Source organism: Natronincola ferrireducens, from assembly GCF_900100845.1.
Lineage (GTDB): Bacteria > Bacillota > Clostridia > Peptostreptococcales > Natronincolaceae > Natronincola_B > Natronincola_B ferrireducens.
Map to the genome: position 1 here is coordinate 150,297 of NZ_FNFP01000002.1, position 13,734 is coordinate 164,030.

Annotated in this window: 13 protein-coding genes; 10 read left to right on the forward strand and 3 right to left on the reverse strand. The window is 32.9% G+C overall.

The features are described from left to right. From pknB to BLS22_RS06200, 4 genes are read left to right on the forward strand one after another with little or no spacing between them, the layout of a single operon-like run. Positions 1 to 1,965, forward strand: coding sequence for a Stk1 family PASTA domain-containing Ser/Thr kinase (pknB, locus tag BLS22_RS06185; RefSeq protein ID WP_090552151.1), 1,965 nt, complete (start codon positions 1 to 3; stop codon positions 1,963 to 1,965). A gap of 10 nt (positions 1,966 to 1,975) precedes the next feature. Beyond that, on the forward strand, positions 1,976 to 2,854 hold the full coding sequence (gene rsgA / locus BLS22_RS06190) for a ribosome small subunit-dependent GTPase A (RefSeq protein ID WP_090552154.1): 879 nt from the start codon (positions 1,976 to 1,978) through the stop codon (positions 2,852 to 2,854). Positions 2,855 to 2,857: 3 nt separating this feature from the next. Then, entirely contained in the window at positions 2,858 to 3,511 is a 654-nt protein-coding gene (gene rpe / locus BLS22_RS06195; protein ID WP_090552158.1) for a ribulose-phosphate 3-epimerase, read from the forward strand. A 12-nt stretch (positions 3,512 to 3,523) separates the two neighbouring features. Next, positions 3,524 to 4,165: a thiamine diphosphokinase gene (locus BLS22_RS06200; RefSeq protein ID WP_090552162.1), complete on the forward strand. Its 642-nt coding sequence runs from the start codon at positions 3,524 to 3,526 to the stop codon at positions 4,163 to 4,165. 296 nt (positions 4,166 to 4,461) lie between these two features. Here the strand turns inward: BLS22_RS06200 and rpmB are convergent, their stop codons facing one another. Continuing rightward, a complete protein-coding gene (gene rpmB, locus BLS22_RS06205; RefSeq protein WP_090552166.1) occupies positions 4,462 to 4,653 on the reverse strand; it encodes a 50S ribosomal protein L28 in 192 nt (63 codons plus the stop codon). A gap of 296 nt (positions 4,654 to 4,949) precedes the next feature. On the opposite strand from rpmB, the gene BLS22_RS06210 reads away from it, so the two are divergent. The 6 genes from BLS22_RS06210 (at position 4,950) to BLS22_RS06235 (ending at position 10,717) form a co-directional block, all read left to right on the forward strand. Further along, complete coding sequence (locus tag BLS22_RS06210) at positions 4,950 to 5,306, forward strand: Asp23/Gls24 family envelope stress response protein (protein WP_090552170.1); 357 nt, start codon at positions 4,950 to 4,952, stop codon at positions 5,304 to 5,306. Between the two features lie 57 nt (positions 5,307 to 5,363). Continuing rightward, positions 5,364 to 6,950 carry a DAK2 domain-containing protein gene (locus BLS22_RS06215; protein ID WP_176762107.1) on the forward strand — a complete coding sequence of 529 codons (1,587 nt, stop codon included), beginning with the start codon at positions 5,364 to 5,366 and terminating at the stop codon, positions 6,948 to 6,950. A gap of 42 nt (positions 6,951 to 6,992) precedes the next feature. Next, positions 6,993 to 9,050 (forward strand): ATP-dependent DNA helicase RecG, encoded by a 2,058-nt coding sequence (gene recG, locus BLS22_RS06220; protein ID WP_090552176.1) that lies wholly within the window; start codon positions 6,993 to 6,995, stop codon positions 9,048 to 9,050. A 165-nt stretch (positions 9,051 to 9,215) separates the two neighbouring features. After that, positions 9,216 to 9,776: a 16S rRNA (guanine(966)-N(2))-methyltransferase RsmD gene (gene rsmD, locus BLS22_RS06225; protein ID WP_090552180.1), complete on the forward strand. Its 561-nt coding sequence runs from the start codon at positions 9,216 to 9,218 to the stop codon at positions 9,774 to 9,776. Further along, positions 9,777 to 10,250 (forward strand): pantetheine-phosphate adenylyltransferase, encoded by a 474-nt coding sequence (coaD, locus tag BLS22_RS06230; protein ID WP_090552183.1) that lies wholly within the window; start codon positions 9,777 to 9,779, stop codon positions 10,248 to 10,250. A 20-nt stretch (positions 10,251 to 10,270) separates the two neighbouring features. Continuing rightward, complete coding sequence (locus BLS22_RS06235; protein WP_090552186.1) at positions 10,271 to 10,717, forward strand: ATPase; 447 nt, start codon at positions 10,271 to 10,273, stop codon at positions 10,715 to 10,717. 14 nt (positions 10,718 to 10,731) lie between these two features. Here the strand turns inward: BLS22_RS06235 and ylbJ are convergent, their stop codons facing one another. Both ylbJ and BLS22_RS06245 read right to left on the reverse strand, forming a co-directional pair. Continuing rightward, positions 10,732 to 12,057 (reverse strand): sporulation integral membrane protein YlbJ, encoded by a 1,326-nt coding sequence (ylbJ, locus tag BLS22_RS06240; protein WP_244269482.1) that lies wholly within the window; start codon positions 12,055 to 12,057, stop codon positions 10,732 to 10,734. Between the two features lie 120 nt (positions 12,058 to 12,177). Next, the gene (locus BLS22_RS06245) at positions 12,178 to 13,440 is read right to left on the reverse strand and encodes a nucleotidyltransferase (protein WP_090552190.1); all 1,263 of its coding nucleotides are present in this window, start codon (positions 13,438 to 13,440) and stop codon (positions 12,178 to 12,180) included. Between the last annotated feature and the right edge of the window lie 294 nt (positions 13,441 to 13,734).

The window sequence follows — 13,734 nt, forward strand, 5'->3', positions numbered from 1 at the left end:
ATGATTGGTAGGATATTAGGCAATAGATATGAAATTGTAGAAAAAATTGGCGGCGGTGGCATGGCTTTGGTTTATAAAGCTAAATGCAATTTATTAAATAGATACGTTGCGGTGAAAATTTTAAGATCTGAATTCACCAATGATAAGGATATTATTGAAAAATTCAAAAGGGAATCCCAAGCTGCTGCAAGTTTATCCCATCCTAATATAGTAAATCTATATGACGTTGGTGAAGAAGAAGATATTTATTATATTGTAATGGAATATGTCAAGGGCAAAACCCTTAAGGAAGTCATAAAAGAAAAAGAAATCCTAACCCTAGAGGAAATTATTAACTATACAAAGCAAATAGCCCTGGCTCTTCAGCAAGCCCATTATAATCATGTGATTCATAGAGATATTAAACCCCACAATATTTTAATCACAGAGGACAATAGAGCAAAAGTAACAGATTTTGGCATAGCATTAGCAGCTACTTCTTCTACTATAACCAATATGGGCAGTGTTATAGGCTCTGTTCATTACTTTTCTCCAGAACAGGCCAGGGGAGGATATACAGATGAAAAATCTGATTTATACTCCTTAGGTATAGTGATGTATGAGATGGCTACTGGAAAAGTACCCTTTGAAGGTGATAGTCCTATATCTGTAGCCTTGAAGCATATACAGGAGGAGCCTGTGCTGCCTTCTGAGGTTAACCCTCAAATATCAAAGGGGCTAGAAGAAATTATATTGCAATTAATACAAAAAGATCAGGCTTCTAGATATCAAAATACTCAAAGCTTAATAGAGGATTTAAATAAATTAAAGCAATCACCAGACGCCACCTATGTGGGAGGACCAATTAACCATGAAGATTCTCCAACTCAAATTATACCTAGAATTAAAGAAGAGGATATTCAAGTTCCTGGTAAAAAGCCTCAGAACAAGAAAAAAAGAAGGGATAAATTATTAATAACGTCTGCAGTCATAGCTGCATTGATTGCTGCACTGTTGTTTGTTTTTGGTCTTTTTTATGTAAGCAATATATTTAGAACTGAAGAAGTAGAAGTCCCAAATTTCGTTGGTATGGATATTGAGACAGCAAGACAACAGGCTGTTATACTGGAACTGGAATTAAGTGAAGAAACAACTCATAGTAAAGAAGTACCTATTGATGAAATTATTCGACAATACACTTCACCGGGCATGAAGGTTCGACCAGGGGCTACTGTTAAGGTACTAGTTAGTGAAGGCCCTAGAACAGTAACAGTACCTGATCTGAGGTTTGAGGATGAAACAAATGTACCCTATATATTGGAGAATGCTGGATTAGAGGTAGGGACACCTAGATATGAGTTTAGTGATTTTCCTAAAGGAGTTATTATTGAACAAAATCCTAGGGCTGGAGCTTCAGCCGTTGAAGGTACGATTGTGGATTATGTTGTTAGTCAAGGGCCCCAAGAGGTCACATTCCCTATGCCTAACCTCATTGGTGGGACTATTGAAAATGCTAGAAACATTATAGAGCAATTTCAATTGCAAAAAGGTAGTGAAAGACAAGAATATAATGATGAGTATCCTGAAGGCTTAGTTATAGATCAAAGCATTGCTCCAGGAAGCATGACAAGGGAAAATGCATTGATAAACCTTACGGTTAGCAGGGGACCAAAGCCAGTGCAAGAACCTGGAGAAGAAGATATTGAATTAGATATAAAAGAAGATGAAGAAGATGACCAAGAAGATAGTATAAACACTTCCACCACAAATACTTCTACTAAAAATCTTCGAGTGGAGCTACAGGGCTATACAGGTCTTGTAAGCATAAGGGTTAGAAATGTATCTAGTGGTGAAGAAGTATACAATAAAAACCATGATGTTTCAAGAGACGGAGAGACTGTTATGATTCCTATTACTGGAAGAGAAGGACAGGAATTTGAACTATATATCAATAACAAAAAGCACAACAAAAGCATTATACTTTAGGAGGAACTCAATGGAAAAAGGTCGGCTGATTAAAGGAATAGGAGGATTTTATTACGTTGATGTAATGGGAGAAATCTATGAATGTAAGGCTAGAGGAATATTTAGACAACACAATATAACACCTTTAGTAGGGGACCAGGTAATAATATCTGTAACCGATGAAGCAAAAAAAATGGGGGTTGTAGAAAAGGTTCTGGAAAGAAGAACACAATTAATTCGACCAGCTGTTGCAAATGTTGACCAAGCTATTATTGTCTTTGCTGTAACCCAACCAGAACCTAATATATCCCTATTGGACAGATTTTTAATATTGGCAGAAAGTGAAGACCTGGATATTATTATTTGTTTGAATAAAATTGACCTAGTGGAAAAAGAGGTATATGAAACCATCGTTAATATGTATACCTCTGCTGGGTATAAGGTTGTATTAACCAGTTATAAGGACAATGATAGTATATTAAATCTTAGGAGGATGCTACTAGAGAAAACCAGTGTTTTTGCAGGTCCTTCAGGAGTGGGGAAATCAACCCTATTAAATAAAGTTGATCCAAGGCTTAAATTAAAAACAGGGGTAATCAGCCAAAAAACAGCTAGGGGCAAACATACTACTAGACATGCTGAACTCATTGCTATTGAAAGAGAAAGCTGGGTTGTGGATACTCCAGGGTTTAGTGCATTAAACGTAGATTTTATTGATGAAGGAGAACTTTCCTTTTACTTTCCTGAATTTTTACCCTGTCTTGAGGAATGTAAGTTTGCCTCTTGTTACCATATGGATGAACCTAAATGTGGTGTTAAAAAAGGGTTGAAGGAAGGCAAGGTTTCAGAGCAACGTTATAGCAGCTATTTACAGCTTATACAGGAAATTAGAAATAGTAGGAGGTTTTAATTAATGATTAAATTAGCACCATCTATATTATCCGCAGACTTTAGTAATCTGTTGGCAGAAGTGGAAAAAGTGGAGAAGGCTGGATGTGATTTATTACATATTGATGTGATGGATGGACATTTTGTACCCAATATTACCTTAGGTCCACCTATAGTAAAAAGTTTAAAAGGAAAAACAAAAATGCCCTTTGATGTTCATCTTATGATAGAAAAACCCGATAACTATATTGGAGATTTTGTAGAAGCAGGTGCTGACATTATATCAGTTCATAGTGAAGCATGTACTCATCTACATAGAACAGTACAACATATAAAAAAACATGGGGTTAAAGCTGCAATAGCTTTAAATCCTGCTACACCATTGAGTGTTTTAGACTATGTCCTGGAGGACTTGGATATGATTCTAATTATGACTGTTAATCCAGGGTTTGGAGGACAAAGCTTTATACCTAGCACCATTGATAAAATAAAAGCATTAAAAAATATGATTGAAAGAAGAAATCTAAACATAGATATTCAAGTAGATGGTGGGATAAAGCCTGATAATATTCATTTGGTTACGGAAGCTGGTGCCAATGTAATCGTAGCAGGATCAGCTATATTTAATAGTGAGGATATAATGACTACAGTAGAATTAATGCGAAAAAATGCTGAGTAAAGAGGGAGCGTTATGGAGGTTATAATTATAGCCAATGGTGATATAGAAGACTTAGAATATGTTAGAAATATTGCAACTGACAAATATATCATTTGTGCCGATGGAGCTGCTAAATATTTAACCCAGTTGCTGATAATACCGAATCTATTAGTGGGAGATTTGGATTCCATAGCTTCTCAAGATTTAGATTGGATGATGGAAAAAGGGGTAAACTTCAAAAAATTCCCTACTAGGAAAGATCAAACAGATACTGAGTTAGCAGTGGAATACGCGTTAGATTTGCAGCCCAAGGCTATAACAATTATTGGAGCATTAGGCTCAAGACAGGATCATAGCTTAGCCAATGTTATGCTACTATGGAAGATACTTAATAGTAGCAACAATAGCATAAAAGCCAAAATTATTAATGAAAAAAATGAAATTATGATAACCAATAGCACACTATCGGTTAGAGGAGAGATAGGAGAAGTCCTTTCAATTATTCCTTTAACGGATATAGTAAAGGGAGTTACCCTTAAAGGCTTAGAATATCCTTTAGAAAACAAAGATATTGTTAGAGGGAGTACTTTAGGAGTAAGTAATGTATTTGCAACAGATAAAGCATATATTTCTATTGAAGAGGGAATATTAATTATTATTAAGTCAAGAGATTAACAATGAAATGTCACCTAATATTTTTTATAAGGTGGCATTTTTATTTTTTTTGAATATTATATTAGTAATAAACAGTTCAGGTAGGTGATTTGATGTTTCGAAGAAGAAGAAGAGGATTATCCTTTACAAAGATTATTGGACTTATTATATTCACCATAGGTATTGGAATATTTTTCTATATTATTCCCTTTAAGTTATGGATTTTTATATTTGCCTTTATTTGTATGGCAATAGGTATATTACTATATAATTTTTGAAACAAAAAAAGCCTACCCATTTTAGGTGGCTTTTTTTATTTATATTGCTCTTTCTACTTTACCAGAACGTAAGCATCTTGTACATATGTTGATTCTTTTTGGTGTACCATCAATGATAGCTTTTACTCTTCTTAGATTTGGTAACCAAGTTCTTTTGCTATGACGGTTAGAGTGGCTAACTTGATTTCCATATACTTTGCCTTTTTCACATACATCACATACTCTTGCCATTATGAACACCTCCTTCAAGCCCATGTTCAAACTTTAAAAACATTATAATATTATCATAATACCACTTCTTTTGCAACATGAATATGAAAATAATTGAAGTTAGTATATATATTTAGGGTAATAATAATAGACAAGGGTTGATTCATCGTTTTGTTATTGAACTATTTAATAGTTTCATATACAATAATTATATATATTTTAAATATATAATAAAAGGGATCACATATATTATTATATATTATTAGGGAAATACTAAAAAAATAAACTAAACTTGTAAAAATAAAGGAGGTTAAAAGATGCCAGGAAAATTAACCAATGATATTGGAACAATAGTTATTGATGACAATGTATTAGCTTCCATAGCCGGTGCTTCAGCTATGGAATGTTATGGATTGGTAGGGATGGCTGCAAAATCAGCAGCTGGAGGCCTAGTAGAGCTCTTAAAAAGAGAACATTCCAGTAAAGGTGTAAAGGTATATACAGAAAATGATGAAATAACTATTGAACTGTTTGTTATTGTAGAATTTGGCACAAGAGTATCTGTTGTAGCTAATAACATCATTGAAAAAGTAAAATACAATATTGAACATTTAACCGGTATGAATGTTAAAAAGGTGAATATTAACGTACAGGGTGTTAGAGTTCAAAAGTAATTTGAGGAGGTACAGGACTTGAAAATTGAATACATAGATCAACAACTATTGAGACAAATGCTTTTAGCAGGAGCACAATCTCTAGAGGCAAATAAGAAAGTGGTTAATGCACTAAATGTATTTCCTGTTCCTGATGGTGATACGGGGACCAATATGTCTTTAACAATGCAATCAGCTGTTAAAGAAATAAAAACTAATAAAGCCAATACATTAGAAGAAGTAGCCAGTTTAGTAGCTAATGGCTCTCTAATGGGGGCCCGAGGAAATTCAGGTGTAATACTATCTCAGCTTTTAAGAGGGTTTGCTAAAGGAGTAAGAGGTAAGGAAAGACTTAATACAAGGGATCTTGCTGATGCATTAAAATTAGCCTCTGATACCGCCTATAAAGCTGTAATGAAACCAGTGGAAGGAACTATTCTAACAGTAGCCCGTGAAAGTGCAGAACAAGCCATTATTATAGCTAAAAAAGAAAAGAGTATTACAACATTTCTAGAAAAAGTTATTCTTCAGGCAGAAGAAACCCTAAAAAGAACACCTGATATGTTAAAGGTTTTGAAGGACGCTGGTGTGGTGGACTCTGGAGGTAAAGGATTAATTTATATATACTTAGGTGCATTAGGAGCTCTAACAGGAAATGCTCCTACTACAGAGGACCTAGAGATTATACAACAAACCGTTGAACATGAAGAATATGTTGAAGGAAACATTGAGTTTGGTTATTGTACAGAATTTATCATTAACGCTCCTAATGCAAATGTGAAAAAACTTCAAAACATCTTAAAGGATTATGGGGATTCTATGTTGGTTGTAGGGAACGAAAATGTTGTAAAGATTCATATTCACACAAATAATCCTGGTGAAGTATTAGAGCATGGATTAAAGTTAGGTTACTTAAGTGATATAAAAATAGATAATATGAGATTACAGCATAGAAATCAAAACTTTGATAATTTTGATAATGCTAAATCAATGGCTAAAAAAGCAAAAAAACAGTATGGATTTATAACAGTAACCATGGGTGAAGGTTTAACAAAAATCTTTAAAGACTTCGATATTGACGCTGTTATTGAAGGTGGTCAAACTATGAATCCAAGTACTGAAGATTTTGTAAAGGCTATTGACACCATCGATGCTGAAACAATATTTATTTTACCAAACAATAGCAACATTATAATGGCGGCAAATCAAGCAAAAAACATTTCTAGTAAAGACATAAGAGTAATACCCACTAAATCAGTGCCCCAGGGTATAGCATCTTTAATGGTCTTCAATTTAGAAAATCAACCTGAAGATAATGAAACTCAAATGGTTGAAGCCATTAAGACGGTAAAAACAGGACAAGTAACCTATGCTGTAAGAGATACTAGCTATAATGACATACCTATCAACCAAGGAGATATTTTAGGTATTGCAGATGGCCAAATTCAATCAGTAGGTAAAGCTGTGGAAAAAGTATCTATTGAACTTTTGAGTAAAATGATAACAGAAAATGATGAAATGATTACTATTTTTTATGGTGAGGATACAAAAGAAGAAGAAGTAAAAAAACTTGGGGAGGAATTGGAAGAACTTTTCCCAGATTGTGATATTGAACTATATTATGGGGGTCAGCCTTTATATTACTATATATTCTCGGTTGAATAAAAAATTTTAAAGTAGTGATGGGTTATAGGAGTGAAAGTATCTATGGAAGTGCTGAAAAAGGATATACAGTATATTAAAGGAGTGGGACCTAAAAGGCTATACCTACTAAATAAAATGAAGATTTACAATGTAGAAGATATGTTATATCACTTCCCTAGGGACTATGAAAACCGTAGCATTTCTAAAAAAATAATTGATATAAAACCAGGGGAAAAAACAACCCTATATGGCGTAGTTGCACGAGGATGTCAATCTACCTACGTCAGAAAAGGACTATCTATAAATAAATATTTAGTTAAAGACTCTACTGGATATATAAATATTGTTTTTTTTAATCAGCCCTATATGAAAAATAAATTTAAACCAAATGATACACTAATGATAAACGGGAAGGTAAAGATGGGTCTACAGGGGTTAGAGATGACAAATCCTGTCTATGAAAAAGTTGAAGCTAATAGGGCTACTTTTTCTACAGATGGTATTATCCCCATATATCCCTCTACAGAAGGTTTTAGTCAAAGTCAAATTATCAATATTCAAAAAAATATTTTAGAAGAAGACCTTAACCATATAATAGACTATTTACCTGATAAGCTAGTTACCAGAAATAAACTATGTAATTTGAGTTATGCTTTGAGACACATTCATTTGCCAGCATCTATACAACATTTAAGAATAGCAAAATACAGATTGGTTTTTGATGAATTATTTCTGCTACAGCTTGCCCTTATAAAAATTAAAAAAAATACTTTAAAAGAAGAAAAAACCGTTTCCCTTAAGGAAAATACACAAATAGATAAATTGATTAAAAATCTACCTTTCTCCCTAACTAATTCCCAAAAAAATGTTTTGGAGGAGATTTTCAAAGATTTAGAGAAGGATATTCCTATGAATCGATTAGTTCAGGGGGATGTAGGCTCAGGGAAGACAGTAGTAGCGGTTATTGCTCTATATAAGGCTGTTATTAATGGTTGTCAAGGAGCTTTAATGGCACCTACGGAAATATTAGCAGAACAGCATTATAAATCATTAGAACAGCTACTAGAGCCTTTAGGGATACGAGTAGGGTTACTTATCGGAAGTCTAACTAAAACAAAAAAACAAAAACTATTGGATGACATACAAAAAGGTGAAATTGACATTATTATAGGTACCCATGCACTTATTCAGGAATCCGTATATTTTAAACGATTGGCTTTAGTAGTAACGGATGAACAGCATCGTTTTGGTGTTAGACAAAGAGCTACTCTAGTGGCTAAAGGAGATAATCCACATATTTTAGTTATGACAGCTACACCTATTCCTAGGACCTTAGCACTGATTTTGTATGGAGACTTAGATATTTCTATTATTGATGAATTGCCTCCGGGGCGAAAAGAAATAAAAACCTATTGTTTGACATCGGAAGAGAAGGATAGAGGCTATAACTTTGCTAAAAATCAGTTGGAATTAGGAAGACAAGTTTATATTGTATGTCCTTTGGTAGAAGAATCAGAAGCAATAGAGGCTAAAGCCGCTACAGAAATTAAAGAGGAACTGGAAAAAAGTTATTTTCTTAATTATAAAGTAGGCTTACTACATGGAAAGATGAATCCTAAAGATAAAGAAGAGGTTATGAAGCAGTTTGTGGAAAATAAACTTCATGTACTGGTGGCTACTACTGTGATTGAGGTAGGGGTTAATGTACCAAATGCTACTGTTATGATTATAGAAAATGCAGAACGATTTGGACTAGCTCAACTCCATCAGCTAAGGGGAAGGGTTGGTAGAGGTTCTGAACAATCCTATTGTATTCTAATTCATAATAATAAAAGTAAAATAGCAAAGGAACGTATGAAAATTATGGAGGAGACTACCGATGGTTTTATTATATCGGAAAAAGATCTGGAAATTAGGGGTCCTGGAGAATTTTTTGGTCTACGACAACACGGATTACCAGATTTAAAAATAGCCAACCTATTTAAGCATATGAAAATATTAAAAAAAGTTCAAGAAGAAATAGAGGACCTTTTAAAGGAGGATCCCTATTTAAATTTTGAAAAATATCCTCAATTGAAATTAAAATTACAAGAAAAATTTCAAGGGTTTGAAGGAATTTAAGAACAGAAATGCTTATAATAAAAGGAGCAACGTAGTTAGTTGTTCCTTTTATTGTTAAGTATAAAAACAGGAAAAAAGTTGTACAATGGAAAATATATAAAAATATTTTGTTACAGAATAAGCAATGTGTTAAAATATAAATAGAATCATTGGAGGAGGAAGTATATGCGAATTATTGCAGGTAAAGCTAGGGGACTTAGGCTCATGGCACCAAAGGATTTACAAGTAAGGCCTACCTCAGATCGTGTTAAAGAATCTATTTTTAATATTATACAAAACAGTTTATACGATAGTATAGTTATTGATCTTTTTGCTGGGACTGGAAACTTAGGTATCGAAGCTTTATCTAGAAATGCACAAAAGGCATACTTTGTAGAACAAAGCAAAACAAATATAGAAATAATTAAAGAAAATTTAAATAAAACTAGATTTACTGAGATAGGAGAAGTAATAAATGGTGATGTGATTTTTAGTATACATAAGCTAGCTCTTAAAGGTGTACAAGGAGATATTATATTTATGGATCCCCCCTACAATCAAGGATGGCCTATTAAAGTATTGGAAGAAATTTACAAAAAACAAATAGTGACTTCCTCGGGGATTATTATAGTGGAACACGATAAAAATGAAAATTTATTAGATGAAGTTCACGGATTATTTAGATTTAGGAAAAAAGACTATGGCAATACCACTATGTCCTTTTATAAGCTAAGGGAGGAAATTTAAATGAAAATAGGCATTTATCCAGGAAGCTTTGACCCAATTACCAATGGACATTTGGATATTATTGAAAGAGCTTCAAAGATATGTGATAAAGTGATTGTAGGAGTACTGGAAAATCCTAGTAAAAACCCCATATTTACTTTATCAGAAAGAGTAGAATTAATTGAAAAAGTTGTTAAAGATTATAGCAACGTAACGGTAGATTGCTTTTCAGGACTTTTGATAGACTATGCTAATAAAAAGGACGCAAAAGTTATTATTAAAGGACTAAGAGCTGTATCAGATTTTGAATATGAATTTCAAATGGCACTAATGAATAGGAAACTAGCTCCAGAGGTTGAAACAATTTTTTTAATGACCAGTAGCAAAAATTCTTATCTTAGTTCTAGTTTAGTAAAGGAAGTAGCTAAGTTTGGAGGGTGTATTGAAGGTTTAGTACCAGATATAATTAAAAAGGCGATTTTAAAGAAAATATAGAAGTGTTAGGGGGATGTGTTATGGATGTACTAAAAATGCTAGAAGAATTAGAGGAAATTGTTGAAAGTGGTTCATCTATACCTTTTGCACAGAAGGTATTAGTAGATAAACATGAAATACTGGAAATAATTAAAGAGATAAGAATTCATTTGCCAGATGAAGTAAAGCAAGCCCAGTGGATAAAAGAGGAAAGACAAAGGATTTTGGTTGAAGCACAGCAGGAAGCTGATACTGTTATACAGGAAGCCAATGAGCATATAGCCACTATGGTAGAACAGGATGAAATTACTAGATTAGCCATTAAACAGGCAGAGGAGATTACAGCTCAGGCTCAAATTGGAGCTAAAGAAATGCGCCTAGGGGCTAGGGATTATGCTGATGAACTGTTATCTAGAGTTGAAAATACATTGAATGAGTTAGCGGAAACCGTGAAAAATAATAGGGATGAGCTTAAAGGGATGAAGTAGAATGCTTCATCCCTTTAAAAGAATAATTTTTTTTCTTTGTTTTTGAACAGGGATATTATATATAAGACTATTCCCACCAATACAGAAATAAACAAAAGACCTACTAATATAACAATAAAAATTTCTACTGAAATTTTTAGATTATCCATGATGGTTTTAGATAATGATAAAGCTTCATGAGAAGAAGTAGCAGGTATAGTAATAGTAAAGAATGTTGTAAATATAGGATATAATAAATAAACTAAAATATAGGAAAATATACCGTGAAGCAGCTTGGCAAAAATATATAAATAAGAATTAATATCAGTAGTACTAATAATACTAATAGATTGTGCATGAATAGAAAAACCACTCCAGCCAATGATAAAACCAGCGGCTGCAATACGATTGACAAGGCTGGCACTAAAGGTTTCAGCTGCTAACTTGCAGCCCATAGTAATTTCTAAGAAACCAGTGATGAGGGCTTCAATAATAGCAAAATCAACATGGAAAGGTTTTAGGATAAAATATAAACTACTAGATAACAATTCTACAAATCCTATAATATTAAGAATGTTGATGATAACCGCAAAAAGAACAATAAACCCCCCCACCATTAACATTGTGTTAATTGACTCCTTAACAGCATTTCCTAGCAAAATTCCAAAGGGCGGGTTTTTCCTTCTACTGCTGTTTAATTGATAAAAAGCTTTTCTAAATAGACTATTATGTTTAGTTGTAGAAAAGGTTGTTAAATTGTTAGAAGTAGATCTTTTATAAAATCTAAAAAGAAAACCAACTACGATGGCAGCACTATAATGACAAATTGTTAACAAAATTCCTATCTCTGAAGATTGAAACATTCCTATAGAAACAGCACCAATCAAAAACAACGGCCCTGAAGTGCTGCAAAAAGAAACTAAGCGTTGTGCTTCCGCTTTGGAGATGAAATTATCTTTCCTTAACCTTGTAGTGATTTTGACACCTACTGGATAACCAGAGGTAATGCTCATTGCGAAAGCAAAGGAACCTTCCCCGGGAACATTAAAAAGTGGACGCATAACCGGCTCTAATAAAGTGCCAATAAACTTTACAACACCTAAACCCACTAACAACTCAGATCCTATAAAAAAAGGAAGCAGGGCTGGTAATACAACAGTGAACCAAATTTTCAAACCATCGTAGGCTGCTTTAACCGATTGATTTGGGAAAATCATTATACATATAACTAATAGGACTACAATTAGTATGATAAAATAATCAAAAAAATATCTGCGGACCTTTTCCTTGTATTTTTCACAAAGGAACAATATTAAACTAAACATTAAAAATAAAAAAGCTACTATAAAAATAACCTGCATAGTATTCCCCCTAAATAAAAATCCCTTTTATTGAATGATTATTGGTAAAATTAAAACCTAATAAATATATATTTATCTATAAAATATATATTCGTTTTTAAAGGGGGTAAAAATGAAATATTAAAATTTATAATAGTAGGGACTTAAATAAAAATCCAATGGACGTCTAGCATATTCTCTATTTTTTAGGGCTAAAGCATATATATTGGTGGATTGAATATCTGCATGAAGCATCTTTTTTGCTATTTCATTTTGGGGGTTATAGTGATTTATTTTACTAACAATAGGCAATTTAGCCCGGGATTTCATCAACTTCAAAAGCTCTCTACCTTTATTATTAAAGGCAAGCACCCTTATATATTGAGGGCCCTTCTTGTTGAAGGTCACAATATCATTCTTTTTGATATTTAATAGTACATGCATAGAAATTCTTTGAATCCGGGTTAATGTATATCTTTTACTCTTAATACAATTGTACAGCTCCGATAAAGAACATGAATTTTCACTGCAGTAATGAATTTTATTTTCTAAACCCTCCACTACATCAAAATAACTTGAGAGGTTTTCTAAGGATTCTCGTCTTAATAGGGTTAAAATAGCATCTTGGAAATCCTCTTTAAAAACCGGGGCTACACCCTCTTTAAAGGCTTCCTGTAAAACATTAAAAGTAGTGAGGGGAACTACATTTCTTATTTTGTCAATAAATCTATCCCTTTTAATAGTTTCTCGAATTGCAGTAGCACTAGCAATGGGAGAAGTAATATCAGTTGAATGATATGGGGCTATTAATCGAGGAATGGTATAGGGAGTAATAGAAGATTTAAGCTTCCTTAAAACCTTCAGGTATTCAATAGCTAAAATATTATTTGGATTGTTCATAATTTTTTCAATATCAAACAAATCATTTTCATCAAAGTCATATTGAATTTTCAAATAATTTACCAATGCTTTTGACCTAGCGACTGGAAAGGGTACACCCTCCTTCATATGGATTTTAAGATAATTTTCAAAGTCGGCAGGTGAGTCCTCCAGGATTTCAGCAATTCTCCTCAAGAGGGGTACTTTACCATACTCACTTCCAAAGCAAATAACGTCAACTATCCCCATAGAATCCAGTAAAAAAACAGAGCCATAAGCAAATAATTCTGCTGTGGCACAGGAATAAGGGGTGGGAAGCTCGATAACTAAATCAACACCAGCTTCTACTGCCATCTTAGCTCTAGCCCATTTATGTATCAAAGCGGGTTCTCCTCTTTGTAGAAAATTACCACTCATCACGGCAACGGTATGGGTGGAACTAGTAACTTCCTTTGATTTATTTAAGTGATATAAATGACCATTATGAAAAGGATTATATTCAGTAATTAAGCCTAATATTTTCATAAAAACCTCCAGCTAGTAAAGTTTAAAATGATTTTTCATATATATAGTTATTTTAATCTATCCCATAGAATTTAGCAAAACAAAACAAAAAAATCATATGTATAGTTTAAAACAAATAAGGTTATTTTACTAAGTGTGTCCAATAAATCATATATTAGGCTATGAAAAAATAGAAAAACTTAGAGTTGGTTTAAGAAAAGTTTTGTAAAACCTTGAAAAAACATTAAAAATTTATTATGATTGATATGTCAGAATAAAACTTGATAATTCTTTATCAAACTATTTATTATTATA